We start from the raw sequence: 25,338 nt of genomic DNA, 5'->3' as shown, positions 1-25,338 counted from the left end.
CTTTTCCAAAAAGTTTCATTGAGTTGCACAGTTTCAGGGAGTGTAGACGGAACTCATGGTATCACCGAATCCAAAAATCCAGCTCAGCGGCCTGGCGCGCCGCCTGGTGCTGGACGAAATCATCTCTGAACCCGACATGCTCCAGGCCCTGGAGACGGCCAACCGCGACAAGCAGCCGCTGGTCAAATACCTGGTCGGCAACAAGATCTGCACCAGCCGGCAGGTGGCCAATGCCGCCTGTACCGAGTTCGGCGTGCCGCTGTTCGACCTGTCGGTCATGGACATGGAGACGGCCCCGCTCAAGCTGGTGGATGAGAAGCTCATCCGACAGCACAACGCCCTGCCCCTGTTCAAGCGCGGCAACCGGCTGTTCGTCGCCGTCTCCGACCCCACCAACCTGGCCGCCCTGGACGAGATCAAGTTCCACACCGGCATCACCACCGAACCCATTCTGGTCGAGGAGGACAAGCTCACCAAGGTCCTGGACTCGGCCATGGACGCCATGGACAGCACTATGTCCGATCTCATGGACGACGATCTGGACAATCTGGATATCCAGGCAGGTGACGAGGATGACGCCGGCCAGGACCTCGATTCCTCCGAGGTGGACGACACCCCGGTGGTGCGTTTCGTCAACAAGATCCTGCTGGACGCCATCAACAAAGGGGCGTCGGACATCCACATCGAGCCCTACGAGAAGACCTTCCGGGTGCGTATCCGCCAGGACGGCGTGCTGCACGAGGTGGCCAACCCCCCGGTGAACCTGGCCAACAAGATCGCCGCCCGCGTCAAGGTCATGAGCCGCATGGACATCGCCGAGCGCCGCGTCCCCCAGGACGGGCGCATCAAGATGCAGCTGTCCAAGAACCGCGCCATCGACTTTCGTGTGAATACCTGTCCGACCCTGTTCGGCGAGAAGATCGTACTGCGTATCCTCGACCCCAGCAGCGCCAAGCTGGGCATCGACGCCCTGGGCTACGAGGAGCACCAGAAACAACTCTACATGGAGAACCTGAACAAGCCCTACGGCATGATTCTGGTCACCGGCCCGACCGGTTCGGGTAAGACGGTCTCGCTCTACACCGGCCTGAATATCCTCAACACACCGGATCGCAACATCTCCACCTGCGAGGACCCGGTGGAAATCAACCTGCCGGGCATCAACCAGTGCAACATGAACCCCAAGACCGGGTTCACCTTCGCCGAGGCCCTGCGCGCCTTCCTGCGCCAGGACCCGGACATCATCATGGTGGGTGAGATCCGTGACCTGGAAACCGCCGAGATCGCCATCAAGGCGGCCCAGACCGGTCACATGGTGATGTCCACCCTGCACACCAACGATGCGCCCCAGACCCTGGCCCGCCTGATGAACATGGGGGTGCCGCCCTACAACATCGCCTCGGCCGTGAACCTGATCATCGCGCAGCGCCTGGCCCGGCGCCTGTGCAACAACTGCAAGCAGGTCGATGATGTGCCCGAGGCCGCCCTGCTGGAAGAGGGCTTCAAGCAGGAGGACGTCTCGGGGCTGAAGCTCTACAAGGCCAATCCCGAAGGTTGTGACCAGTGCACGGGCGGCTACAAGGGCCGCGTTGGTATATATCAGGTCATGGAGATCTCCGAGGAGATGTCCCGCATCATCATGGACGGCGGCAACGCCCTCCAGCTCGCCGACCAGGCGAAGAAGGAAGGCATCATGGACCTGCGCGAATGCGGGCTGGAGAAGGTCAGGCAGGGCATCACCGGCCTGGAAGAGGTCAACCGCGTGACCAAGGACTAGGGGGAATGTCGGGTTACGCTGTTCGCTGACCCGACCTACAGGGACGACGAAATCAACCCTGTGACGACGAATTAGCTCAAGGGACAGAAGGACGATGGCAGAGAAAGCGCTCAAACAGGATATGTTCGTCTGGGAAGGCACGGACCGGCGTGGCAACAAGGTCAAGGGCCAGACCCGCGCCAATAACCAGAACCTGATCAAGGCCGACCTGCGCCGCCAGGGCATCACCCCGCTCAAGGTGAAGAAGAAATCCGCCCTGGCCTCGGGCCGCCGGAAGAAGAAGATCGAGCCCAAGGACATCGCCATCTTCACCCGCCAGCTGGCCACCATGATGTCGGCCGGCGTGCCCCTGGTGCAGGCCTTCGACATCATCGGCCGCGGTCATGAGAACCCCTCCATGCAGGAGCTGGTCATGACCATCAAGACCGACGTCGAGGGCGGCAGCAACCTGCGCGACGCCCTGGCCAAACACCCCCTGTATTTCGACGAGCTGGTGTGCAACCTGGTCGAGGCCGGCGAGGCCGCAGGTGTGCTGGATACGCTGCTGGACAAGATCGCCACCTACAAGGAAAAGACCGAGGCGCTGAAGAGCAAGATCAAGAAGGCCCTGTTCTACCCCACGGCGGTTATCGTGGTGGCCTTCATCGTCACCGCCATCCTGCTGATCTTCGTGGTCCCCCAGTTCGAGGAACTGTTCGCCGGCTTCGGCGCCGATCTGCCGGCCTTCACCCGTATGGTGATCGACCTGTCCGAGTTCATGCAGTCCTACTGGTGGGCGGTATTCGGCATCATCGGCGGCCTGATCTATGGTTTCATGCAGGCCAAGCGACGCTCGCCCGCCTTCAACCACACACTGGACAAGATCGTACTCAAGCTGCCCATTGTCGGCGACATCCTGACCAAGGCCGCCATCGCCCGTTATGCGCGCACCCTGTCCACCATGTTCGCCGCCGGCGTGCCTCTGGTCGAGGCGCTGGACTCGGTGGCGGGTGCGACCGGCAACAGCGTCTATTCCAATGCCGTGCTGCGCATGCGCGACCAGGTCTCCACCGGTCTGCAGCTGCAGCTGGCAATGAACCAGACCGGCCTGTTCCCCAATATGGTGGTGCAGATGGTCGCCATCGGCGAGGAGGCCGGCTCGCTGGACGCCATGTTGAGCAAGGTCGCCGACTTCTACGAGCAGGAGGTCGACGACGCCGTCGATGGCCTGAGCAGCCTGCTGGAGCCGTTGATCATGGCGATCCTGGGCGTGCTGGTGGGCGGCCTGGTCATCGCCATGTATCTGCCGATCTTCAAGATGGGCCAGGTCGTATAAACCTGTACCCATGGAACTGCTGGAACTCATCCGGACCAGTCCGGGCTGGCTGATCGGCGTCTGTGCGCTGCTGGGCCTGGTGGTCGGCAGCTTTCTCAACGTGGTCGCCCACCGCCTGCCGCTGATGATGCAGCGCGAGTGGGAGTCGCAGTGCCGGGAACTGCTCGAATCCCCGGCCGCGGGCGATACGACCACGGGCAGCTTCAATCTCGTCACTCCCGCATCACGCTGCCCCTACTGCGGCCACCGCATCCGTGCCATCGAGAACATCCCGGTCATCAGCTGGCTGTTCCTGCGCGGCCGCTGCGGCGAGTGCCGGACACCCATCTCCGTCAAATACCCGCTGGTCGAGGCCTTCACCGGCCTGACCGCGGGGCTGCTGGCCTGGCATTTCGGCTTCGGCTGGCCGCTGGCCGCCGCCCTGGTCTTCACCTGGGTGCTGATCGCCCTGAGCGTGATCGACATCGAGCACCAGCTGCTGCCCGACTCGCTCACCCTGGCCCTGCTCTGGCTGGGTCTGCTGCTGAGTCTGGGCGAGGTCTTCGTCGGTCCGGAACAGGCCATCATCGGCGCTGCTGCCGGCTATCTCGCACTGTGGACGGTGTACCAGCTGTTCCGGCTGCTCACCGGCAAGGAGGGCATGGGCTTCGGCGACTTCAAACTGCTCGCCGCCTGCGGCGCCTGGATGGGCTGGAAGCTGCTGCCGCTGATCATCCTGCTCTCCTCGCTCGTCGGCGCCGTGGTCGGTGTGGCGATGATCCTGATCCTCGGCCGCGACCGCCAGCTGCCCATCCCGTTCGGCCCCTACATCGCTGCCGCCGGCTGGATCGCGCTGCTGTGGGGCGACGATCTCATCCAGGGTTATCTGCGCTTCGCCGGGTTATAATCGATCAATCGATAGCCACGGAAGACACGGAAAGCACGGACATGAGATGTAGATGTAGGTCGGGTTAGCCCGAAGGGCGTAACCCGACATGACCCGTGGATGCTTGTCGGGTTACGCTGCGCTAACCCGACCTACGCGCTTTACTCAGTCCAACCGACCAGATAATCGTCCGTGCTTTCCGTGTTTTCCGTGGCGCTCTTGATTTTTTGGTGGTGTCTCCATGCTCAAGATCGGACTCACAGGCGGTATTGCCTGCGGCAAGTCGACCGTGGCGGCGGGCTTTGCCGAACTCGGCGTGCCGGTGATCGACGCCGACGTGATTGCCCGGGAACTGGTGGAACCAGGTGAGCCGGCGCTGGCCGAGATCGCCCGGGAACTGGGCCAGGCGTTCATCGCCGCTGACGGCCGACTGGATCGCGTCCGGCTGCGCGACCATGTCTTCCGTGACCCCATGGCGCGCAAGCGGCTGGAGGCCATTCTGCACCCGCGCATCGCGGCCGAAATGCAGGCCCGCGCCGATCGGCTCGACACTCCCTATTGTCTGCTGGTGATTCCGCTGCTGCTCGAGGCCGGCCAGCAGTCGCTGGTCGACCGCATCCTCGTCGTCGACTGCCCGGAGGTACTTCAGCGCGCGCGGCTGGCTGAACGCGATGACGCCGACCCCGAACAGATCTCCGCCATCCTCGCCAGTCAACTCGAACGCGAGCGCCGGCTGGCCGCAGCCGACGATATCCTCTGCAATGACGGCACGCCGGAACAACTGCGGGACCGCATCGACGGGCTGCATGCCCGGTATCTGACACTGGCGGAACAAGCAGGAAGCCGCAGGCCGGAATAAGGGCCCTGAGGCGAATGGCACTTACTCAAGCCGAGTGCCGCCCGTCATTGCGAGCAAAGCGTGGCAATCTCGTACTGCAGAACCAACCGGATGGAGATTGCCGCGTCACTTCGTTCCTCGCAATGACGACTCAGTAAGCGTCATTCGGCCCTAAGGCCCGTTTCCTGCATCACGCCGCGCGGGACAACCTCCCGCATGCGCAAATGCCGCGAGCGCTGCGCTTATCCCGACCTACCCATTCTCCCATTTGCGGCAACCGGATCAGTGAGTGACAATAGGGCAACGATAATCACCGGCAGCCCGACGCAAGCCCTCTCCAGTGGACCATAAAGTCATTTACGAACAACCGCTTAATGAGCGTATTCGCTCTTTCCTGCGGCTCGAGTTCCTGTTCCAGCAGATGCGCCATCAGCTGGGCGGGACCTCGCCCTGGGACAGCCGTGCAGCCGTCAGCACCCTGCTCGAGATCCTGAGTATATTCGGTCGCAGCGACCTCAAGACCGAAGTCATGAAGGAGTTGGAACGGCACACGGCCAACCTGGCACGGCTGGAGCAGAGCCCGGACGTGGACCGCGGCCAGCTGGCCAGCCTGCTCGACGAGATCGACACCCTGATCGACGAACTGCACGCCATCAAGGGTCAGGTCGGGGCCCATCTCAAGGGCAACGAACTGATCGCCAGCATCCAGCAGCGCAGCGCCATCCCCGGCGGCACCTGCGACTTCGACCTGCCGGTCTACCATTTCTGGCTGCAGCTGCCGGCCGAGGACCGGCTGCACGACCTGGCCGGCTGGCTGGAAGCCTTCGACGTGATCGGCCGGGCGATCCGCCTGATCCTGCGGCTGATCCGCAGCAGCCACCTGTTCCAGCCCGCCACCGCCGAGGCCGGCTTCTACCAGAAATCCCTGGATCCGCACCAGCCCTGCCAGATGGTGCGCGTCGCCGTGCCGGCCGGCTCGACCTTCTATGCCGAGATCAGCGGCGGCAAGCACCGGTTCACCGTACGTTTCATGGAACAGCCCTCGATCAACGACAGGGCAACGCAGACCGGCCGGGACATCGAATTCGAAATCGCCTGCTGCACAATCTGAAACGACAACAAATCGATGGGTTGCGCTGCGCTTCACCCATCCTACATTAAGGCTTTATGTCGAAAGCAAAGCAACAGACCTCCGTGCCCTGCCCCACCTGCGACAAACCCAGCCGCTGGGCCGAAGACAATCCCTGGCGGCCCTTCTGCTGCGAACGCTGCAAGCTGATCGACCTGGGGGAATGGGTGGCCGAGGAGAAACGCATCCCGGGCCCGCCGCTGGAGGATATCCCCAGCAGCGATGACGGGCAGGATTGAAACAGCGTCACGGAATACACGGAAATATAAGTAGGTCGGGTTAGCGCAGCGTAACCCGACAGTTGTGCGGACAGATGTCGGGTTACGCCCTTCGGGCTGACCCGACCTACGGTTATATTATTGTTGTCCGTGCTTTCCGTGTATTCCGTGGCGCTCTTGTATCTATCACTCAGTCTCGAACGGAAACACCGCCCGGTAGCGCCGGCCGCTGTCGGATTCGACTTCCACCACCGCCTGCCAGTCGCTGCGCCCCATGGTGCAGACCGGCAGCGTGGCCACGCCCTGCCAGACGTGATCCGCGTCCCGCATCAGGCGGTAACGGTTGCGGCCCATGTCCATATCGACCATCCTGAAGTCCACCTCGATCTGCTGCGGCTGCTCACCCGCGGGCAGGCTGGCCGTGGCACGGATGGCGAAGGGACGCATGACCGGCACCCCCGGTCCCAGTTCGAAGTTGATGCGGGCCCCCTCGGCGCCGGCGGTACAGGAACCGCGATCCGCCCGGCAGTCGGCCTGCTGAAGCTGGAGTTCAACCGGCTGCAGCTGCAGGACGGGCTGGGCCGGGCGGCCCAGATAATGATAGGCGAGCAAGCCTCCGGCCAGCAGTACCAGCAGCCAGCCGGTCCAGGCCATGATCTTCAGACGCGCGGATTTCATCGCTCCTCCTTCTGCACCGCCGCCGGCCACAACCCCCGGATGGCGGCAATTCCCTGACCGCCATGCTGGCGCGCGGTTTCGGCCTCGTCGCGGTGCATCCCCCCCAGGGCATACACCGGCAGCCGCGCTGCCGCGCAGGCAGCGGCAAACCCCGCCCATCCCGCCGGGACCGCATCCGGATGGGTGGATGTGGGCTGCACCGGCCCATACACGGCAAAGTCCAGTCCCAGGGCGGCGGCCCGCTCGAGTTCATCCTGATCGTGGCAGGATGCGCCCACCCACATCTGCGCCGGCAGCGGCCGCTGTTTCAGCCCCTGCAGCTGATCGGCGGTCAGGTGGATGCCGTCGGCGCCCGGCGGCGGTGTCAGGCTGCCCGTGTTCATGAGGATGCGCGCTCCGTGGCGGTGGACCCGTTCGATTGCGGCCTCGACCAGCCCCGCTGGCGGCGTGCGCTTGATGCGCAGCTGCACCAGCTTGATACCCTGCTCCAGCGCCTGGTCCAGGGCGGCGAGAAAGGTGTCGGGCTGCTCCGGCTCGGGCGTGATCAGATAACGCTCGGGCAGTTGCAGCGCGCGCAGAATGGGGACGTTGGCCGGCGGAAACGCCAGGCCCTCCAGTTCAGTCGTACTCACCCAGCGCAGCGGCTGACCCTCGCGGCCATACGGCTCACCGGCCCAGTCCCGCACTTCATACACATCCAGCCGCACCTCGCGGTCGGGATAACGGTAGGGGATACGGATCAGGGGGGTGACGCTACCGGCCCGGATGCCGACTTCCTCCTGAAGTTCCCGCTGCAGGGCGGCGAGGGCGGCTTCGCCCGGTTCGCATTTGCCCCCGGGCAGTTCCCACAGCCCCCCCTGGTGGGCATGATCGTGGCGGCGGCTGACGAGGATGCGATCCCGCTGATCGCGGATCGCGGCCAGGACGATCGGTTCAGGTACGGTATTCGGCGTTGATGCGCACATAGTCGTAGGACAAATCCGTGGTCCAGACGTTCTCGCTCGCCTCGCCGCGCCCCAGGTCGATGCGGATCGCAAGCTCCTCCCGGGCCAGCACCTGCTGCCCGGCAGCCTCGGTGTAGTCCTCGGCCCGGCCGCCGTCGCGCACGATGCAGACATCGTTCAGATGGATGCTCACCCGTTCGAGTACCAGCGCCTCCAGGCCGGCGCGTCCCACGGCGGCCAGGATACGGCCCCAGTTGGGATCGCTGGCGAACAGGGCCGTCTTGACCAGCGGCGAGTGGGCCACGGTATAGCCCACCTGCAGGCACTCGGCGCTGCTCGCGCCGCCGCTGACCTGCACCCGCACGAACTTGGTCGCCCCCTCGCCGTCGCGCACGATGGCCTGGGCCAGGAACTGGCACACCTCAGTCAACGCGCCGGCAAAGGCGTCCCATTCCGGAGTGCCGCGTTCGACCTGCACCCCGCTGGCACCACTGGCCATGAGCATGAGGGCATCGTTGGTGGAGGTGTCGCCGTCGACCGTGATGCGGTTGAAGGAACGCTCGGCGGCCTGCACCAGCAGACCATGCAGGTCGGGGGCCTCGATGCCGACGTCGGTGCCGATGAAGGCCAGCATGGTAGCCATGTCGGGCCGGATCATGCCCGCGCCCTTGGCGATGCCGGTGAGGGTGACTTCACGCCCGTTCAGTTCGAGCCGGCGCGAAATGCCCTTGGGCACGGTGTCGGTGGTCATGATGCCGGCGGCGGCCGCAAGCCAGCCGTCCTCGTCCAATTCGGCCAAGGCCCCCGGCAGACCGGCCAGGAGGCGGTCCAGCGGCAGCGGCTCGCCGATCACGCCGGTGGAGAAGGGCAGCACCTCGTCGGGCCTGAGGCCGACCTGCGCGGCCAGCGCGCGACAGGTATCGGCGGCGGCATCCAGACCGCGCTGGCCGGTGCCGGCGTTGGCATTGCCGGTGTTGATGACCAGGAAGCGCGGCGCGGCTTCCAGCAGGTGGTTGCGCGCCACCACCACCGGCGCGGCGCAGAAGGCGTTGCGGGTGAACAGGCCGGCGGTGTGGCTGCCCGGGGCCAGTTCGATCACCACCAGGTCGCGGCGGCCCGGCTTCCTGATGCCGGCCGCGGTCGTGCCCAGGCGGATACCGGGCACCGGGAGCAGGGATTCGGGAGGGGTCAATCCAACAGCCATGGTCGATTACTCAAGATCAAGAGCGCCACGGAATACACGGAAAGCACGGACAAATATCTGATCATTGAACTTTGTCATCCCCGCGAAGGCGGGGATCCAGTAACCACAGCGGTATCTGGATTCCCGCCTTCGCGGGAATGACGGGAATCAGTACCTTGCTTTGGTCCGTGCTTTCCGTGTATTCCGTGGCTAAGCGGGGTTAATTATCAGGACAGCTTGCCGTGGCACTGCTTGTACTTCTTGCCTGAACCGCAGGGGCAGGGCTCGTTGCGGCCGACCTTGCGGCCGTCGCGGACGAAGGGTGCCTGTTCCCGCTCGCCCTCGCCGCCGGCCTCGGCCGGTGCAGCAGCGGGCTCCGGTTCCTGGCCGTGCAGGGCGTCGGCCTCGGCATGCTGGAACTGCATGGGCGCGGTCTGCTTGCGCTGCTCCTCGACGGCCTGGACGTCACTTTCCTCGCGCACCTGGACCTTGCTCAGGATTGCCACCACCTCGTGCTTGATGCGCTCGAGCATGGCGGTGAACATCTCGAAGGCCTCGCGCTTGTACTCCTGCTTCGGGTTCTTCTGCGCATAGCCGCGCAGGCCGATACCCTGGCGCAGGTAGTCCATCGCCGCCAGGTGCTCCTTCCAGGCCTGATCCAGCACCTGCAGCATGACGGACTTCTCGAAGTGGCGCATGACCTGCTCGCCGGCGAGTTGTTCCTTGTGCCGGTAGGCCGCGACCAACTCGTCCAGGATCTTCTGCCGCAGGCTCTCCTCGTGCAGGTCGTGGTCCTCGTCCAGCCACTGCTGCACCGGCAGCTTCTGGCCGAACTCGTCCTCCAGTGCCCGTTCCAGCCCGGGAATGTCCCACTGCTCATCGAGGCTGTCAGGCGGGATATAGTTGTCGATGAACTGATTGACCACATCGCTGCGGACCTGCTCGATGGTCTCGCTGATATCCTCCGAGCCCATCAACTCGCTGCGCTGCTCGTAGACGACCTTGCGCTGGTCGTTCGCCACGTCGTCGTATTCCAGCAGCTGCTTACGGATATTGAAGTTGTGCGCCTCGACCTTGCGCTGGGCGTTCTCGATGGCCTTGCTCACCCAGGGGTGCTCGATGGCCTCGCCTTCCTTCATGCCCAGCTTCTGCATCAGGCCGGAGACGCGCTCGGAGGCGAAGATGCGCATCAGGTTGTCTTCCAGCGACAGGTAGAAACGGCTGGAGCCGGGATCCCCCTGGCGGCCGGAACGTCCGCGCAGCTGGTTGTCGATGCGCCGCGACTCGTGGCGCTCGGTGCCGACGATATGCAGGCCGCCGGCATCCAGGACCTGCTGGTGGCGGAACTCCCATTCCTTCTTCGCCCGTGCCACGGCGGTCTCGTCGGAGTTCTCGCCCAGCGCCTCCAGATCGGCGTCCAGGCTGCCGCCGAGCACGATATCGGTGCCGCGGCCGGCCATGTTGGTGGCGATGGTCACCATGCCCGGGCGACCGGCCTGGGTGATGATGTGCGCCTCGCGCTCATGCTGCTTGGCGTTGAGCACCTCGTGCTCGACCTTCTGCTGTTTCAGCAGCTTGCTGAGATACTCCGAGGCCTCGACCGAGGCGGTGCCGACCAGGACCGGCTGGCCGCGCTGTTGGCAGTCGCGGATATCCTCGATGATGGCGTCGAACTTCTCCTTCGTGGTCAGGAACACCAGATCGCCCATATCCTTGCGCACCATCGGGCGGTGGGTGGGGATGACCACCACTTCCAGGCCGTAGATCTGCTGAAACTCGAAGGCCTCGGTATCGGCGGTGCCGGTCATGCCGGAGAGCTTGTCGTAGAGGCGGAAATAGTTCTGGAAGGTGATGGAGGCGTAGGTCTGGCTCTCGTTCTGGATCGGCACCCCTTCCTTGGCCTCGACCGCCTGGTGCAGGCCCTCGGACCAGCGCCGGCCCGGCATGGTGCGGCCGGTGAACTCATCGACGATGATGATCTCGTTGTCGCGCACGATGTAGTCCACGTCGCGCTGGTACAGGGCGTGGGCGCGCAGGCCGGCATTGAGGTGGTGCATCAGGGTGAGGTTCGCGGCGTCGTAGAGACTGTCGCCCTCCTTGAGCAGCCCCTCTGCGATGAGCAGTTCCTCGACCTGCTGGTGCCCGGTCTCGCTGAGGTGCACCTGCTTGTTCTTTTCGTCGACGCTGTAATCGCCCTCGCCTTCCTCGTCCTCCTGCCGGACCAGTTTCGGGATCAGCTTGTTGATCGTCACATACAGGTCGGTGTTGTCGTTGGTCGGCCCGGAGATGATCAGCGGCGTGCGCGCCTCGTCGATGAGGATGGAGTCGACCTCGTCGACGATGGCGAAATTCAGTTCGCGCTGCATGCGATCTTCCTGGCGGAAGGCCATGTTGTCGCGCAGGTAGTCGAAGCCGAACTCGTTGTTGGTGCCGTAGACGATGTCGCTGGCATAGGCGGCGCGCTTGTCCTCCTGCGACAGGCCCGGCACCACCACGCCGGTGCTCATGCCGAGGAAGGCGTAGAGCCGGCCCATCCACTGGGCATCGCGCCGGGCCAGATAGTCATTGACCGTAACCACGTGCACGCCCTTGCCCGGCAGGGCATTGAGATAGGCGGCCAGGGTGGCGACCAGGGTCTTGCCCTCGCCGGTGCGCATCTCGGCGATCTTGCCCTGGTGCAGCACCATGCCGCCGATCAGCTGGACGTCGAAGTGACGCATCTCCAGCACCCGCCGGCCGGCCTCGCGCACCACGGCGAAGGCCTCGGGCAGCAGATCGTCGAGCTTCTCTCCCGCCTCCAGCCGCTGCCGGAACTCGCCGGTCTTGGCGCCGAGTTGCTCATCGGACAGGGCCTGAATGTCATCCTCGAGGGCATTGATGCGGGCAACCACCTTGGACATGCGTTTGACCATGCGGTCGTTGCGGCTGCCGAAAATCTTCTTGATCAGATTGCTGGCCATGTAGGTACTTTCAATGGGTCCGGTTCCGGGCAGAATGGGCCATGATACCGCATGTGGTGGTAAAGGTCAGGGGGGAGCGGGAAGGGCGGGAGCGCAGGAACCGACCGTCATCCCGGCGCAGGCCGGGCAGAAGCGCGGAGCGTGTTGAACGCCGGTACGGCGGTCCTTTATGCCCTTCAGGCTGGCAGGGCGAGCGCAGCGGGTAATCCACTGGATCCCGGCCTGCGCCGGGATGACGCGGAAGGATCCGGCCAGCCTCCTCACGCCTTGCCGGGAATCACGAGCGCTTGGCCCAGACGAACCGGGCCGGATCGACCGACTTGCCGTGCTTGAGCACTTCGAAGTGGACATGCGGGCCGGTGGAGCGGCCGCTGGAGCCCATCCTGGCGATCGCCTGGCCGGGCTTGACGTGCTGCCCCACTTCGACCACCAGATCACGGTTGTGGCCATAGCGGGTCACGTAGCCGTTGCCGTGATTGATTTCGACCAGGTTGCCGTAGCCGTAGCGGCTGCCGGACCAGGTCACGACCCCGGCGGCCACCGCCACCACCTCGGTCCCGGCCTTGCCGGCGAAATCCACGCCGTCGTGCCAGGCCTGCTTGCCGGTGAAGGGATCGGTGCGCTTGCCGTAGGCGGACGACATCCAGCCGCTGGTCACGGGACGGCCGGTGGGCACGCCCTGCTGCTTCAGGGTCCGGGTGCGCACCACGGATTCCAGTGCCAGCAGCTGCTGCTCGCGGTCATCCAGCACCCGGGACAGCGTGTCCAGTTCCTCGATGAAGTCAGGCACGGCATAACCGGCGGCGGCCTCGGCGGCGGGACCGCCCTGGGGGGGAATCTGTTCGAAGTCGAACTCGCCCTGGTCGATATCGGCCATCTCCACCAGGCGCTGGCCCAGGCCCTCCAGACGCAGCACCTGGCCCTGCAGCTGGCCCAGACGCATCGCCAGGGCGTCCAGATGCGCCTGCGATTCCTGCCGGGCCTGGGCCACGGCGCGCTGCTGCTCGGCCACTTCCAGCCGCCACTGCGGCCCGGCGGCCAGCCCGGGCCCATCCTGGACCTGTCCCAGCTGAAACCCGAGATAGAACAGGCTCGCCGCCAGAAACAGCCCCAGGCTGAGCAGGGGAACGTAGATCCGGGGGCGACTCAGATTGAGACTGCCGGGACGTCCGTGTAGATTGGTGAAGAGAATGATGTTCATGCGCGTGCGCTACTCTAACGGTTTTTGAGACCTGTTTACAAATTCGATGCCAGTTCGCCTGTGAAAGCCGCCAACATCCAGTCTATCGGCCGTTACCTGCGTGGTATTGAGACCACCGGCGGCGCCTCCCTGCGCCAGGCGCTGGCCGCCCATTCCACCCTGGAACAACGGCTGCTGGCACGCCTCCCCGCCCCTCTGCGACCCCATTGCCGACTCGGCCGGATAAGAGATAACACACTGATAGTAATCGTAGATTCTGCCGCCTGGGCGACCCGCCTGAGGTTCCTGTCGGCCCAGTTAGTCAAGCAGTTCGCGGATGACGATTCCGTGACGGTGACCAAGCTGGAAGTGCGAATCCAGCCACAGAATCAGCCCGTCGCCAACCCCCCGCCGGCGCGCCCGGTGGCCCGGCTGTCTGCCGAAAATGCGGCCCTGATCACATCCCTGGCCCGCACCGTAGGCGACGAAAAACTGTCTCGCGCCCTGCAGCGTCTGGCCGGCCGCGGTCGCCGGAGCGATCGAAGCTGAGCCCCGGAAACGCAGCAGGCCCGCATACGCGGGCCTGCTGGCGTGAGGGAGAACGCAGAGAAGTCAGGCCGAAGGCACCGGCCGCAGATAGGCGGCCGGGGCGGCCGCCGCCTCATCCTCGAAGCTGACCGTCTCCCAGGCCTCGGCATCGGCCAGCAGGGCCCGCAGCAGGCGGTTGTTCAGGGCGTGTCCTGACTTGTGGCCGTGGAAGGCGCCGATCAGGCCGTGGCCGAGCAGGTAGAGGTCACCGACCGCGTCCAGGATCTTGTGCTTGACGAACTCGTCCTCGTAGCGCAGCCCGTCCTCGTTCAGCACCCGGTAGTCGTCCACCACAATGGCGTTGTCCAGACTGCCGCCCAGCGCCAGCCGGCGCTCGCGCAGCTGCTCGATCTCGCGCATGAAGCCGAAGGTGCGGGCGCGACTGACCTCGCGCACGAATGAGGTGGTGGCGAAATCGATCTCCACGCACTGGGCATGGCCGTGGAAGACCGGATGATCGAACTCGATGGTGAACCCCACCTTGAAGCCGTCGAAGGGCTCGAGGCTGGCCCACTTGTCCCCCTCCTCGATCCGCACCGGCCGCTTGATGCGCACAAAGCGCTTGGGCGCGTTCTGCTCCTCGATGCCGGCCGACTGCACCAGGAACACGAAGGGGCCCGCACTGCCGTCCATGATCGGCACCTCGGGCGCGCTCAGATCCACCCAGGCATTGTCGATCCCCAGCCCGGCGAAGGCCGACAGCAGATGTTCGACCGTGGAGATGCGTACCCCGGCGCTGACCAGGGAGGTCGACAGGCGGGTATCGCCGACGTTCTCGGTGCTGGCCCTGATCTCGACCGGCGGCTCCAGATCGGTACGGCGGAACACGATGCCGGTGTCGGGCGCGGCCGGACGCAGGGTGAGGAACACCTTGTCGCCCGTATGCAGGCCCACGCCTGTGGCCCGGATGACGTTCTTGAGGGTACGCTGTCGAATCATGGGCTGTTGTTACCTTAAATAATGCTGTATCACGGCACCTGCGGTGCGAATGGATCGGGCGATGCTAACACAGCCCGTCCCTGGCCGGATCTGACTTTGGTCAAGTCGGCCGGTGCCGCGCCGGACCGAACCGCCGCCGGCATTCCCGCTTCACCAGGGAATCGGGCCGGTTCGGCGCCTTTCACCCGGGGCAGGCCAGCTCCCCCGGACATCATTAAATAAACGGCCGCAACGGACACCCCCGGCTCGAGGAGACGAAGCCAAGGCCGGCGCCATCCGCCGCGGCCCAACCCTCCGGGGTCTTTCGACCCCCGCGTTCGCCTCAGTCGGCCTGACGCCGCAGAAACGCCGGAATATCGAGATATTCCAGATCGTTGTCATAGTTCTGCGCGGCTGAACCGTAGTCGCTGCCGGCAGCCCGCTTGCGGATCACGGTGGGCCGATCCAGCTGCTGGTAGTCGAGTTCGCCGTTGGTCTTCTTTTCCACCAGCTTGACCGTCGCCGGCTCCTCATCCGGCTGCGCGGCCTGGCTCGGCCGGCCCAGGCCGGTGGCCACCACGGTCACCCGCAGTTCATCGTTCATCTCGGGGTCGATCACGGTCCCCACCACCACGGTGGCATTCTCGGAAGCGAACTCCTTGACCGTATTGCCGACCTCCTCGAACTCGCCGATGGACAGATCCATGCCGGCGGTGACATTGACCAGGATACCGGCCGCGCCCAGCAGATTGATGTCCTCCAGCAACGGACTGTTGACCGCCGCTTCGGCGGCCTCGCGGGCGCGGTCCTCGCCGCGGCCGACGCCGGTCCCCATCATGGCCATGCCCATCTCGGACATCACGGTGCGCACGTCGGCGAAATCGACGTTGATCAGACCCGGCCGGGTAATCAGCTCGGCGATGCCCTGCACCGCGCCCAACAGCACGTCATTGGCGGCCTTGAAGGCATCCAGCAGGCTCATGTTCTTGCCCAGCACGGAGAGCAGCTTCTCGTTGGGGATGGTGATGAGCGAGTCCACGTACTGGCCCAGTTCCTCCATGCCCTTGTGCGCGACATCCATGCGCTTGCGGCCCTCGAACGGGAACGGCTTGGTCACCACGGCCACGGTCAGGATGCCCATGTCGCGCGCCACCTGAGCCACGATGGGGGCGGCCCCGGTGCCGGTGCCGCCGCCCATGCCGGCGGTGATGAACAGCATATCCGAGCCTTCGATGGCCTCGGCGATGCGATCGCGGTCCTCCATCGCGGCCTGGCGGCCGACTTCCGGATTGGCGCCGGCGCCCAGCCCCTTGGTGATGCTGGAACCCAGCTGCAGGGTGACCGGCGCCGAGACGTTCTGCAGCGCCTGGGCGTCGGTGTTGGCGCAGATGAAATCCACACCTTCGATGCAGGCCTCGACCATGTGCTGCAGCGCATTGCCGCCGCCGCCGCCGACGCCCATTACCTTGATTACAGCGTTCTGGCTGTATGCATCCATCAGTTCAAACATTGCTCGTCTCCTCGATTACACTTGATGGTTAAGTGACACTTCGCTCCCGGACCGACCGGGAACCCCGTGACTGCGTAACTAGAAATTTCCCTGGAACCAGCTCTTCATCCGGTCCCAGACCCCGCGAAATCCCCGCCCCTGGATGTCCAGGTTGCGATGGGACTGATTCTGATTGCCGAACAGCAGCAGACCCACGCCGGTGGCGTAGATCGGATTGCGCACGACATCCGCCAGGCCGGCGACGTACTGGGGCATACCCAGGCGCACCGGCATGTGGAACACCTCCTCGGCCAGGTCCACCAGGCCTTCCATCTTGGAACTGCCGCCGGTCAGCACGATGCCGGCGGCGACCAGATCCTCGAACCCGCTGCGGCGCAGCTCCGACTGCACCAGGGTGAGCAGTTCCTCGTAGCGCGGCTCGACCACCTCGGCCAGGGTATGGCGCGCCAGCCGCCGCGCCGGCCGGTCACCGACGCTGGGCACCTCGATGGTGTCGTCGGAACTGGCCAGCTGGGTCAGGGCGCAGGCGTATTTGATCTTGATCTCCTCGGCATGCTGAGTCGGCGTGCGCAGGGCCACGGCGATATCGTTCGTCACCTGATCGCCGGCGATGGGGATCACCGAGGTATGCCGGATGGAGCCTTCCGTGAACACGGCCATGTCGGTGGTGCCGCCGCCGACGTCGACCAGACACACGCCCAGCTCCTTCTCGTCCTCGGTCAGCACCGAGTAGCTCGAGGCCAGCTGCTCGAGGATGATGTCGTCGACCTCCAGCCCGCAGCGGCGCACGCACTTGATGATGTTCTGCGCCGCGCTCACCGCGCCGGTGACCAGATGCACCTTGGCCTCCAGGCGCACGCCGGACATGCCCACCGGCTCCTTGATGCCCTCCTGGTTATCGATGATGAATTCCTGGGGCAGGATATGCAGGATCTTCTGATCGGCGGGAATCGCCACTGCGCGCGCGGCGTCGATCACCCGCTCCACATCACCCGGCGTGACCTCCTTGTCGCGGATGGCCACGATGCCGTGCGAATTCAGGCTGCGGATATGGCTGCCGGCGATGCCGGCATAGACCGAATGGATCTGGCAGCCGGCCATCAACTCGGCCTCCTCGATAGCGCGCTGGATGGAATGCACCGTTGACTCGATGTTCACCACCACGCCCTTCTTCATCCCGCGCGAGGGATGCGAGCCGATGCCGATGATCTCGATGCCGCCCTCGGGCAGCACCTCGCCGACAATGGCGACCACCTTGGAGGTGCCGATATCCAGTCCCACGATCATGTTCTTTTCCGACCTTTTCGTCATATCAACCCTCTTGCCGTTGCGGTGTCGCGGCTGTCATCCAGTGCACGGCAAAACCATTGCTGTAGCGCATGTCCACAGTGCGCGCCGGCTGCGGCGCGGCGGCGAAGACCCGCGGATAGGCGTCGATGAACAGCGCCATGCGCCGGGCCTCGTCCTGCCGACCGAGCCGGATACTCATTCCATTGTCCAGTTCCACCCGCCAGGCGCGGCGCGCATCCAAGTCGATGCTGACCGGGTGGCGCTCGATCTGCTGCAGCGCCTGTCGGAATTCGATGTAACGCCGGATCACCCGCTCGCGCAGGCTGATCGGCCCGGCCAGTCGCGGCAGTGCGGCGAACTCGGCCACGTTGTCCGGCTGGAACAGTTCGCCGCGCGCGTTGAGCAGTCCATCCTCGCCCCAGCGCGCCACCGGTATCTGTTCCCGGATGCGCAGCTGCATCCCGTCCGGCCAGATACGCCGCACCGCGGCCTCCTCCACCCAGGGCAACTCGGCCAGGCGCTGCTGCACGGCGCCGACCTCGACCCCGAAAAAGCCATGCCGCAGCATGTCCCGGGTGGCCGCGGCAATCTGTTCATGACGCAGATGCCGGAATTCGCCTTCGATCTGCACCTCACGCACCGGCCAGGCATGCGGATCACGCAGCCAGTCGAGCAACTGATGAACCCCGGTCAGCGCCAGCACCAGCGCCAGCGCGGCCAGACCGTTGCCGAGCAGCGTCACCCAGCGCCGGGACGCCGGCTGTTCGGTTTCGCGCCTGACCGCCTGTCCAGGCCTCTTCCTGCTCATGACTTCGCGTCCTCGCTGGTCTGCAGTATCCGCAGCACCAACCGGGTGAAATCGATACCGGCCTCTCGCGCCGCCATCGGTACCAGGCTGTGATCCGTCATGCCGGGCACGGTGTTGACCTCGATGAACCAGGGCCGCCTCTGCTCATCCAGCATCAGGTCCACCCGGCCCCAGCCACTGGCCGCAACTGCGGCGAAGGCGGCGCGGGACTGCGCCTGAAGTTCGGCCTCCTGCGCTGCGGGCAGACCGCAGGGGCACAGGTAGCGGGTATCATTGGCGCTGTACTTGGCGGCATAGTCATAGAAGCTGTGCGGCGTCTCCAGTCTGATCAGGGGCAGCGCTTCCCTGCCCAGCAGCGCGGCCGTGTATTCGTCGCCCTCGATCCAGCGCTCGACCAGCACATCGCAATCGAACTGCGCGGCCTCACGCCAGGCCGCGGGCAGATCCGCCGGTGTCTCGACCCGGCTCATGCCCAGACTGGAGCCTTCGTGCGCCGGCTTGACGATGACCGGAAACCTCAACTGTTCCTGCGCCTGCTGCAGGCCGGATTCGTCATTGACCACCGCGAACTCCGGCGTCGGGATGCCGGCCGACTGCCAGATCCGCTTGGTGCGGATCTTGTCCATGCCCAGGGCCGAACCCAACACGCCACTGCCGGTATAGGGCAGCCCGAGGGTCTGCAGCGCGCCCTGCATCACGCCGTCCTCGCCGCCGCGCCCGTGCAGGGCGATGAAGGCGCGATCGAAGCCTTCCGTTTCCAGTCGCCGCAGCACACCCGGTTCGGCCGGATCGAGTGGGTGGGCATCGACCCCCGCCCCGATCAGGGCGGCATGTACGGCGCGGCCGCTCCTGAGCGATATCTCGCGCTCGGCCGAACTGCCGCCCAGCAACACCGCCACCTTGCCGAAGGCGACCGGGTCGACTGTGGTCTGCGCGGCATTCATGCACCATCCTCCGTCGCTGCGATGCCGATGATGCGCACCTCGGTCTGCAGTTCGACCCCCGTCTGTTCCGCCACCCGACGCTGCACATAGCCGATCAGCCGTTCGATCTCGGCCGCCGTGGCAGCGCCGGCATTGATGATGAAATTGGCGTGCTTGTCCGACACGCAGGCACCGCCGATGCAGTATCCCTTCAGGCCGCAGGCCTCGATCAGGCGTGCCGCGTGATCGTTCGGCGGATTGCGGAATACCGAGCCGCAGCTGGGCTGGCTGGTCGGCTGGGTCTCGCCGCGCCGGGCCAGCAGCTGCCTGACATTCTCCTGTGCGGCGGCGGTCTCGCCCGGCGGGAAACGCATATGGGCGGCAACGAACCACTCACCCGCCGGACCCTGCACCGTGCGATAGCCCACCCTGTATTCGCCGGCTTCGCGTCGCCGGATCCGGCCGTGACGGTCGATGGTCTCCACCGCCACCACCCGCTCCCAGGTCTCGCCGCCGAAGGCCCCGGCATTCATTGCCAGCGCCCCGCCCACAGTGCCGGGGATCCCGGCCAGGAACTCGCCGCCCGCCAGGCCGTTGCGGCCGCAGAAGCGGGCCAGCTTGGCGCAGCTCACACCGGCCTCGGCCCGCACCTGCCCGTCGCCCTGCAACTCCATCCGGTTCAGGCCGCTGAAGGGTGCGATCACCACGCCCGGAATGCCGCCGTCGCGAACCAGCAGGTTACTGCCGAGCCCGACCCAGACAATCTCCTCGCCCTCCGCCAGCGCGGCCAGGAAGGCCGCCAGATCCTCGAGATCGGCCGGCTGGTACCAGACCCGCGCCGGACCGCCGACACGCCAGGTGATATGGCGCGCCATCGGCTCGTCCAGGCGCAGCACGCCGCGCGGTTCCGGTTTATGTGTACTGGCCGCCATCATGAATGTTTGTTGCCGCTCCGGCTGCGCTGTGCATAACGCGAGGTCAGGCTCCTGGTGCCGCGCCCCGCTCCGGTCTGCCCGTCTTCCCGGCGGCGTTCACACAGTACCTCCAGGCGACTTCTGAGCGCCTCGCCGCACCCCATGTGCAACCGCAGATGTGTCCTGTAACCCATTGCCGCCTACCTCCCCGTCTCCGCGTCTGCGACCGGCCACAGCGCTTCCAGCCGCGCCGGCACCGTGCCGATATCCCCCGCCCCCAGGGTGAGCACCACATCGCCCGCCGCCAGAACACCGGCCAGCACCTCGGGCACCAGCTCCACCTGCTCGACAAACACCGGATCGACCTTGCCGCGGGCGCGCACTGCACGACACAGGGCCCGGCCGTCGGCGCCGGCAATGGGTGCCTCGCCAGCGGCATAGACCTCGCACAGCAGCAGCACATCGGCCTGGGACAGGGCCTGGGTGAAGTCCTCGAACAGGTCGCGGGTGCGGGTGTAGCGGTGCGGCTGGAACACCACCACCAGCCGCCGCTCGGGCCAACCGGCCTTGATCGCGGTCAGGGTGGCGCTGATCTCGCTGGGATGATGGCCGTAGTCGTCGACCAGCAGCACCGGCCCGGCGGGGCTGCGCAGTTCGCCGTGGTACTGGCTGCGCCGGGCGATGCCGGTGAAATTGCGCAGACCGGCCTGAATGGCCGCATCCGGCAGCCCCAGCTCGTCGGCTACCATGACCGCGGCCAGCGCGTTGAGTACGTTATGCCGCCCCGGCAGGTTCAGCACCACCGGCAGGGCATCGTCCCGGCCCTTGCGGTGCAGACTGAAATGCATCTGCAGGCCACGCTGTTCCAGGCCGCGGGTATACAGATCCGCCTCGGCGGAATCGATCGAGTAGGTGCGGAACGGCCGGGTGACCTCGGGCAGGATGGCGCGCACCCCGGCATCGTCCAGACACAGCACCGCCAGACCATAGAAGGGCAGGTGATGCAGGAATTCGACGAAGGTCTGACGCAGCCGGCTGAAATCGCCGCCATAGGTCTCCAGGTGATCGGCGTCGATATTGGTCACGATACCGATCATCGGCTGCAGATAGAGGAAGGAGGCATCGGACTCGTCCGCCTCGGCCACCAGATAGCGGCCGGTACCGAGGCGGGCGTGGCCGTCGGCGCTGTTGAGCTTGCCGCCTATCACATAAGTGGGATCCAGGTCCCCCTCGGCCAGCAGGCTGGCCACCAGACTGGTGGTGGTGGTCTTGCCGTGGGTGCCGGCCACGGCGATGCCGTAGCGGAAACGCATCAGTTCGGCCAGCATCTCCGCACGCGGCACCACCGGGATATGCTGCTCGCGCGCGGCACCGACCTCGGGGTTGGCCTCGGTCACGGCGCTGGAGACCACCAGCACATCCACCCCGGCCACCTGCGCCGGGTCATGGCCGGCGAAGACGGTCGCTCCCAGCGCCTGCAGCCGCTGGGTCACCGGATTGCTGCGCAGGTCCGAGCCCTGCACCTCGTAGCCCAGGTTGAGCATCACCTCGGCGATACCGCTCATGCCGGCGCCGCCGATGCCGACGAAATGCACCCGGCGCACCCGGCCCATGCCCTGGGGTTGCCCTGCGCTCAGGCTGCGCGTATCGATCATGCCGCCCTCCCCGCCGCCGGTTCCAGGCAGCTGTCGGCCACCGCGCGCGCGGCGTCCGGCAGGGCCAGGCCGCGCGCGGCGCGCGCCATGCCCAGCAGTCGTTGACGGTCGTTCAGCAGTTCCTTCAGCAGGGTCTGCAGGCGCTCAGCGCTCAGTTCCGTCTGCTGCACCAGCACGCCGGCACCGGCCTCGCTGAGGTAGCGCGCATTGCCGGTCTGGTGATCGTCGACCGCGTGCGGATAGGGCACCAGGATCGCGCCCACGCCGGCGGCGGCCAGTTCGGCCACGGTCAGCGCCCCGGCCCGGCAGATCACCAGATCGGCCCAGGCATAGGCCCGCGCCATGTCCTCGATGAAGGGCTGCACCTCGGCCTCGACGCCGGCCTCGACATAGGCCCGGCGCGCCCCTTCGATATCGCGGCTGCCCGCCTGATGCCGGATCACCGGCCGCGCCTCCGCGGCCATTTCTGCGATTGCGGCAGGCACGGTGCGGTTGAGCGCGGCCGCGCCCAGACTGCCGCCGAGCACCAGCAGATGGACAGGTTCGTCGCTGCGCGCGGCAAAGCGCGTCTCCGGCAGCGGCAGATTCGCGATCGTCTCGCGCACCGGATTGCCCACCTGCCGCACCGACCGCTTCGCACCGAAGCTGTCGGGGAAGGCCACCAGTACCCGTGCCGCCAGCGGTGCCAGCAGGCGGTTGGTCAGCCCGGCCACGGAATTCTGTTCATGGATGACCAGAGGCCGGCGATTGAGCCAGGCCATCACCCCGCCCGGCCCGGTGACAAAACCGCCCATGCCCAGCACGGCCCGCGGCCGCACCCGGCGCATCACCCGCCAGGCCTGGTACAGGGCATGCGCCAGCATCAGCGGCGCAAGCAGCAGTCTGGTCACGCCCTTGCCGCGCAGCCCGCTGACCTCGATCCACTCGACCGGATAGCCGGCCGCCGGCACCACCCGGGCCTCCAGCCCCTTGCGCGTGCCCAACCACACCACCGGCACCTCGCGGCGGCTCAGTTCGTCGGCCACGGCCAGTGCCGGGTAGACGTGTCCACCGGTACCGCCGGCCATCACCAGCACGGGCGCCTGTGCCGTCACCGCGTTCATGCGCGTCGCTCCCGGCCCGTGCCGCGCCGGCGCGGCCGGCGGCGGTCATTGTTGATGTTGTGCACCGAACAGCGGGTCTCGTAGTCGATACGCAGCAGCAGACCGATGGCCACGCACATCACCAGCAGACTGCTGCCGCCGTAGCTCATCAGCGGCAGGGTCAGGCCTTTGGTCGGCAGCAACCCCATGTTCACGCCCATGTTGATCAGGGCCTGCAGTCCGATCAGGGTGCCGATGCCATAGGCGAGATAAGCGGCAAACGGTTCGTCGGCCTGCTGCGCCACGGCGGCGATGGCGAAGGCGCGCCAGACCAGGAAGGCAAACCCTGCCAACACCAGCAGCACACCGAACATGCCCAGTTCCTCGGCCAGGATGGCGAACAGGAAGTCGGTGTGGGCTTCAGGCAGGTAGAACAGTTTCTGCACGCTCGCCCCCAGGCCGACCCCGAACCATTCACCGCGACCGATGGCGATCAGCGACTGGGTCAGCTGGTAGCCGCTGTTGAAGGGATCGGCGAAGGGGTCGAGGAAGGCGGTCAGGCGCGCCATGCGATAGGGCGAGGACACCGCCAGCAGGGCGAACGCCCCGCCGGCCAGGGCCACCAGGGCACCGAACTGCCACAACCGCACCCCGGCCAGGAACATCATGGTCAGGGCCGTGACCACCAGCACCACCATGGCGCCGAAGTCCGGCTGGGCCAGCAGCAGCGTGGCCACCAGGCCCAGCATCAACATGGGCTTGAAGAAGCCGCTGAACTGCTCGCGCACCTCCTCGGCCCGACGCACCAGATAGCTGGCCAGGTAGATCAGTACCAGGAGTTTGGCCGGTTCGGACACCTGCAGATTGACCGGCCCGACCCCGATCCAGCGGGTGCTGCCGTTGACCGTCTTGCCCACACCGGGGATGAGCACCAGCACCAGCAGCCCCAGGGCCAGGAACAGGGCAACCATCCCGAAGCGCGACCACAGACTCAGGCGGATGCCGAAGGCGGCCGCGGCGGCGAGCAGACCCACCCCCATGTAGGCGGCCTGGCGCAGCACATAATAGAAGGGCTGCTGCAGTTCCCGGTCCGCGGGGGTGACGGAGGCCGAAGCCACCATCACCAGTCCCAGCCCCATCAGCGCAGCGGTGACCAGCAGCAGGCCGGGATCCAGGCGCGGACAACGCAGTCCCTGGCCGTTGCGGACCCAGCCCAGGCGTGCGAGCAGCGCGGTCATTGCAGCCGCTCCCGCACCGCGGCGCTGAAGCGCTCGCCCCGGTCCTGGTAATCGACGAACATATCCTGGCTGGCGCAGGCCGGCGACAGCAGTACGGCATCGCCGGGACGGGCAATGCCGGCGGCGGCGGCCACGGCGGCCTCCATCGATTCGACCCGGCGCACCGGCACGCAACCGTCCAGCGCGGCCTCGATCTCGCCGGCGGCCTCGCCCAGCAGCACCACGGCGCGGGCGCGCTGGCACAACACCGGATGCAGCAGGCTGAAGTCCGCCCCCTTGCCCTGACCACCGGCGATCAGCACCAGCGGCCGGTCGAAGCCGGCAATGGCCGCCAGGGTGGCGCCGATATTGGTGGCCTTGGAATCGTTGTACCAGTCCACGCCGTCGCGCCCACCCACCCACTGGGTGCGGTGCGCCAGACCGCCGAAGCCGCGCAGCGCTTCCAGCATGGCAGCCCGCGGCAGATCGATGGCCGCGCCCAGCGCCAACGCGGCCAGGGCGTTGGCCAGATTGTGGCGGCCGACCAGCTTCAACTCGTCGGCCGCCAGCCAGTCCTCCCCGTCCCGACACAGCCATAACCGGCCGTCGCGCTCGCGCAGGCCGAAGTCCTCCGGCCCCGGGGCATCCAGCGTGAAACCCAACCGCGGCCGGTTGACGTCGGCCAGGGAACAGGCCACCGGGTCGTCCAGGTTCACCACCTGCATAGCGGCGTTGCGATAGATGCGGGCCTTGGCGGCGGCATAGGCATCCAGGCCGGAATAACGGTCCAGGTGATCGGGGCTGATGTTGAGCACCGCTGCGGCCGCGGGTGCCAGGCTGTCGACCGATTCGAGCTGGAAGCTGGATAATTCGAGCACGTACAACTCCGGCTCCGGATCCTCGATCAGGTCCAGCGCCGGGGTGCCCAGGTTGGCGCCGGCCCGCACCCGGCGACCGGCGGCGCGCGCCATCTCATGCACCAGGGTGGTCACCGTACTCTTGCCATTGGAACCGGTGATGGCGATCACCGGCGCCCGTGCCGCCCGGGCGAACAACTCGATGTCACCGATGACTTCCACGCCGCGGCTGCGCGCTTCCGCGATCAGTGGATGCGACAGCGGCACGCCGGGGCTGACCACGATCTGCTCGGCATGGGCGAAGGCGTCGGCATCAAAGCCGCCGAGGAACAGGGCCACATCCGGCAACTCATCGTGCATGGCCTGCAGGCAGGGCGGTTCGGACCGGGAATCGGTCACCGCCACCTGGCGGCCCTGGCGCGCCAGGTAACGCGCACAGGACAATCCGGTGCGGCCGCAGCCGACTACCAGCACCTTACCTGCCATTGC

22 protein-coding genes are annotated in these 25,338 nt (G+C 66.2%); 7 read left to right on the top strand and 15 right to left on the bottom strand.

From position 1 onward, the window contains the following. Positions 1–55 precede the first annotated feature (55 nt). The 6 genes from pilB (at position 56) to yacG (ending at position 6,163) form a co-directional block, all read left to right on the top strand. Entirely contained in the window at positions 56–1,777 is a 1,722-nt protein-coding gene (gene pilB / locus COW1_RS15990; protein WP_201344745.1) for a type IV-A pilus assembly ATPase PilB, read from the top strand. A 94-nt stretch (positions 1,778–1,871) separates the two neighbouring features. After that, entirely contained in the window at positions 1,872–3,092 is a 1,221-nt protein-coding gene (locus COW1_RS15985) for a type II secretion system F family protein (RefSeq protein ID WP_201344743.1), read from the top strand. A 10-nt stretch (positions 3,093–3,102) separates the two neighbouring features. Next, entirely contained in the window at positions 3,103–3,978 is an 876-nt protein-coding gene (locus tag COW1_RS15980) for an A24 family peptidase (protein ID WP_201344741.1), read from the top strand. A 220-nt stretch (positions 3,979–4,198) separates the two neighbouring features. Beyond that, a complete protein-coding gene (gene coaE / locus COW1_RS15975; RefSeq protein WP_096367049.1) occupies positions 4,199–4,816 on the top strand; it encodes a dephospho-CoA kinase in 618 nt (205 codons plus the stop codon). 319 nt (positions 4,817–5,135) lie between these two features. After that, positions 5,136–5,906 (top strand): cell division protein ZapD, encoded by a 771-nt coding sequence (zapD, locus tag COW1_RS15970; RefSeq protein ID WP_096367050.1) that lies wholly within the window; start codon positions 5,136–5,138, stop codon positions 5,904–5,906. 56 nt (positions 5,907–5,962) lie between these two features. Then, positions 5,963–6,163, top strand: coding sequence for a DNA gyrase inhibitor YacG (gene yacG / locus COW1_RS15965; protein ID WP_201344739.1), 201 nt, complete (start codon positions 5,963–5,965; stop codon positions 6,161–6,163). Between the two features lie 165 nt (positions 6,164–6,328). Here yacG and COW1_RS15960 read toward each other — a convergent pair whose 3' ends face one another. The 5 genes from COW1_RS15960 to COW1_RS15940 all read right to left on the bottom strand — a co-directional run bounded on the left by COW1_RS15960 (position 6,329) and on the right by COW1_RS15940 (position 13,108). Next, positions 6,329–6,820 carry a hypothetical protein gene (locus COW1_RS15960; RefSeq protein ID WP_096367052.1) on the bottom strand — a complete coding sequence of 164 codons (492 nt, stop codon included), beginning with the start codon at positions 6,818–6,820 and terminating at the stop codon, positions 6,329–6,331. Further along, a complete protein-coding gene (locus COW1_RS15955; protein WP_201344737.1) occupies positions 6,817–7,785 on the bottom strand; it encodes a Nudix family hydrolase in 969 nt (322 codons plus the stop codon). Before COW1_RS15955 ends, COW1_RS15960 begins: the two co-directional genes overlap by 4 nt. After that, a complete protein-coding gene (gene argJ, locus COW1_RS15950) occupies positions 7,754–8,968 on the bottom strand; it encodes a bifunctional glutamate N-acetyltransferase/amino-acid acetyltransferase ArgJ (RefSeq protein ID WP_201344735.1) in 1,215 nt (404 codons plus the stop codon). Before argJ ends, COW1_RS15955 begins: the two co-directional genes overlap by 32 nt. A gap of 206 nt (positions 8,969–9,174) precedes the next feature. Beyond that, entirely contained in the window at positions 9,175–11,907 is a 2,733-nt protein-coding gene (gene secA / locus COW1_RS15945; RefSeq protein ID WP_201344733.1) for a preprotein translocase subunit SecA, read from the bottom strand. 277 nt (positions 11,908–12,184) lie between these two features. Then, positions 12,185–13,108 (bottom strand): M23 family metallopeptidase, encoded by a 924-nt coding sequence (locus COW1_RS15940; RefSeq protein WP_201344731.1) that lies wholly within the window; start codon positions 13,106–13,108, stop codon positions 12,185–12,187. A 60-nt stretch (positions 13,109–13,168) separates the two neighbouring features. Between COW1_RS15940 and COW1_RS15935 the strand changes: the two genes are divergently transcribed. Further along, complete coding sequence (locus COW1_RS15935) at positions 13,169–13,636, top strand: DUF721 domain-containing protein (protein WP_157745684.1); 468 nt, start codon at positions 13,169–13,171, stop codon at positions 13,634–13,636. A gap of 63 nt (positions 13,637–13,699) precedes the next feature. Here COW1_RS15935 and lpxC read toward each other — a convergent pair whose 3' ends face one another. The 10 genes from lpxC to murD all read right to left on the bottom strand — a co-directional run bounded on the left by lpxC (position 13,700) and on the right by murD (position 25,335). Beyond that, entirely contained in the window at positions 13,700–14,614 is a 915-nt protein-coding gene (gene lpxC / locus COW1_RS15930) for a UDP-3-O-acyl-N-acetylglucosamine deacetylase (RefSeq protein WP_201344729.1), read from the bottom strand. 322 nt (positions 14,615–14,936) lie between these two features. Then, positions 14,937–16,103: a cell division protein FtsZ gene (gene ftsZ, locus COW1_RS15925; protein ID WP_096367059.1), complete on the bottom strand. Its 1,167-nt coding sequence runs from the start codon at positions 16,101–16,103 to the stop codon at positions 14,937–14,939. 78 nt (positions 16,104–16,181) lie between these two features. Beyond that, positions 16,182–17,414 carry a cell division protein FtsA gene (ftsA, locus tag COW1_RS15920; RefSeq protein WP_201344727.1) on the bottom strand — a complete coding sequence of 411 codons (1,233 nt, stop codon included), beginning with the start codon at positions 17,412–17,414 and terminating at the stop codon, positions 16,182–16,184. 1 nt (position 17,415) lies between these two features. After that, complete coding sequence (locus COW1_RS15915; RefSeq protein WP_096367061.1) at positions 17,416–18,201, bottom strand: cell division protein FtsQ/DivIB; 786 nt, start codon at positions 18,199–18,201, stop codon at positions 17,416–17,418. Continuing rightward, on the bottom strand, positions 18,198–19,145 hold the full coding sequence (locus tag COW1_RS15910; RefSeq protein WP_201344725.1) for a D-alanine--D-alanine ligase: 948 nt from the start codon (positions 19,143–19,145) through the stop codon (positions 18,198–18,200). Before COW1_RS15910 ends, COW1_RS15915 begins: the two co-directional genes overlap by 4 nt. Further along, a complete protein-coding gene (gene murB / locus COW1_RS15905) occupies positions 19,142–20,056 on the bottom strand; it encodes a UDP-N-acetylmuramate dehydrogenase (protein ID WP_201346128.1) in 915 nt (304 codons plus the stop codon). The genes COW1_RS15910 and murB overlap by 4 nt, the downstream gene beginning before the upstream one ends. A 182-nt stretch (positions 20,057–20,238) precedes the next feature. Continuing rightward, positions 20,239–21,693 carry a UDP-N-acetylmuramate--L-alanine ligase gene (gene murC, locus COW1_RS15900; RefSeq protein ID WP_242466452.1) on the bottom strand — a complete coding sequence of 485 codons (1,455 nt, stop codon included), beginning with the start codon at positions 21,691–21,693 and terminating at the stop codon, positions 20,239–20,241. Further along, positions 21,690–22,796, bottom strand: a complete 1,107-nt coding sequence (gene murG / locus COW1_RS15895; RefSeq protein ID WP_096367063.1) for an undecaprenyldiphospho-muramoylpentapeptide beta-N-acetylglucosaminyltransferase — start codon at positions 22,794–22,796, stop codon at positions 21,690–21,692. Before murG ends, murC begins: the two co-directional genes overlap by 4 nt. Then, entirely contained in the window at positions 22,793–24,013 is a 1,221-nt protein-coding gene (gene ftsW / locus COW1_RS15890; protein ID WP_096367064.1) for a putative lipid II flippase FtsW, read from the bottom strand. Before ftsW ends, murG begins: the two co-directional genes overlap by 4 nt. Next, positions 24,010–25,335, bottom strand: coding sequence for a UDP-N-acetylmuramoyl-L-alanine--D-glutamate ligase (murD, locus tag COW1_RS15885; RefSeq protein ID WP_096367065.1), 1,326 nt, complete (start codon positions 25,333–25,335; stop codon positions 24,010–24,012). The genes ftsW and murD overlap by 4 nt, the downstream gene beginning before the upstream one ends. Positions 25,336–25,338: the final 3 nt, after the last annotated feature.

Source organism: Thiohalobacter sp. COW1 (assembly GCF_016629505.1).
GTDB lineage: Bacteria > Pseudomonadota > Gammaproteobacteria > Thiohalobacterales > Thiohalobacteraceae > Thiohalobacter > Thiohalobacter thiocyanaticus_A.
Note: the sequence above shows the minus strand (reverse complement) of the source record. Positions and strands in the feature narration are given on the sequence as shown.

Excerpts from the sequence above, each read along its gene's own strand:
- COW1_RS15980 (WP_201344741.1), top strand. The coding sequence starts at position 3,103 with ATGGAACTGCTGGAACTCATCCGGACCAGTCCGGGCTGGCTGATCGGC.
- murD (WP_096367065.1), bottom strand. The coding sequence starts at position 25,335 with ATGGCAGGTAAGGTGCTGGTAGTCGGCTGCGGCCGCACCGGATTGTCC.
- ftsW (WP_096367064.1), bottom strand. The coding sequence starts at position 24,013 with ATGACCGCGCTGCTCGCACGCCTGGGCTGGGTCCGCAACGGCCAGGGA.
- lpxC (WP_201344729.1), bottom strand. The coding sequence starts at position 14,614 with ATGATTCGACAGCGTACCCTCAAGAACGTCATCCGGGCCACAGGCGTG.
- COW1_RS15985 (WP_201344743.1), top strand. The coding sequence starts at position 1,872 with ATGGCAGAGAAAGCGCTCAAACAGGATATGTTCGTCTGGGAAGGCACG.
- argJ (WP_201344735.1), bottom strand. The coding sequence starts at position 8,968 with ATGGCTGTTGGATTGACCCCTCCCGAATCCCTGCTCCCGGTGCCCGGT.
- ftsA (WP_201344727.1), bottom strand. The coding sequence starts at position 17,414 with ATGACGAAAAGGTCGGAAAAGAACATGATCGTGGGACTGGATATCGGC.
- COW1_RS15940 (WP_201344731.1), bottom strand. The coding sequence starts at position 13,108 with ATGAACATCATTCTCTTCACCAATCTACACGGACGTCCCGGCAGTCTC.
- COW1_RS15910 (WP_201344725.1), bottom strand. The coding sequence starts at position 19,145 with ATGAATGCCGCGCAGACCACAGTCGACCCGGTCGCCTTCGGCAAGGTG.
- COW1_RS15955 (WP_201344737.1), bottom strand. The coding sequence starts at position 7,785 with ATGTGCGCATCAACGCCGAATACCGTACCTGAACCGATCGTCCTGGCC.
- ftsZ (WP_096367059.1), bottom strand. The coding sequence starts at position 16,103 with ATGTTTGAACTGATGGATGCATACAGCCAGAACGCTGTAATCAAGGTA.
- murB (WP_201346128.1), bottom strand. The coding sequence starts at position 20,056 with ATGGCGGCCAGTACACATAAACCGGAACCGCGCGGCGTGCTGCGCCTG.
- coaE (WP_096367049.1), top strand. The coding sequence starts at position 4,199 with ATGCTCAAGATCGGACTCACAGGCGGTATTGCCTGCGGCAAGTCGACC.
- yacG (WP_201344739.1), top strand. The coding sequence starts at position 5,963 with ATGTCGAAAGCAAAGCAACAGACCTCCGTGCCCTGCCCCACCTGCGAC.
- COW1_RS15915 (WP_096367061.1), bottom strand. The coding sequence starts at position 18,201 with ATGAGCAGGAAGAGGCCTGGACAGGCGGTCAGGCGCGAAACCGAACAG.
- secA (WP_201344733.1), bottom strand. The coding sequence starts at position 11,907 with ATGGCCAGCAATCTGATCAAGAAGATTTTCGGCAGCCGCAACGACCGC.
- murG (WP_096367063.1), bottom strand. The coding sequence starts at position 22,796 with ATGAACGCGGTGACGGCACAGGCGCCCGTGCTGGTGATGGCCGGCGGT.
- pilB (WP_201344745.1), top strand. The coding sequence starts at position 56 with ATGGTATCACCGAATCCAAAAATCCAGCTCAGCGGCCTGGCGCGCCGC.
- murC (WP_242466452.1), bottom strand. The coding sequence starts at position 21,693 with ATGATCGATACGCGCAGCCTGAGCGCAGGGCAACCCCAGGGCATGGGC.
- COW1_RS15960 (WP_096367052.1), bottom strand. The coding sequence starts at position 6,820 with ATGAAATCCGCGCGTCTGAAGATCATGGCCTGGACCGGCTGGCTGCTG.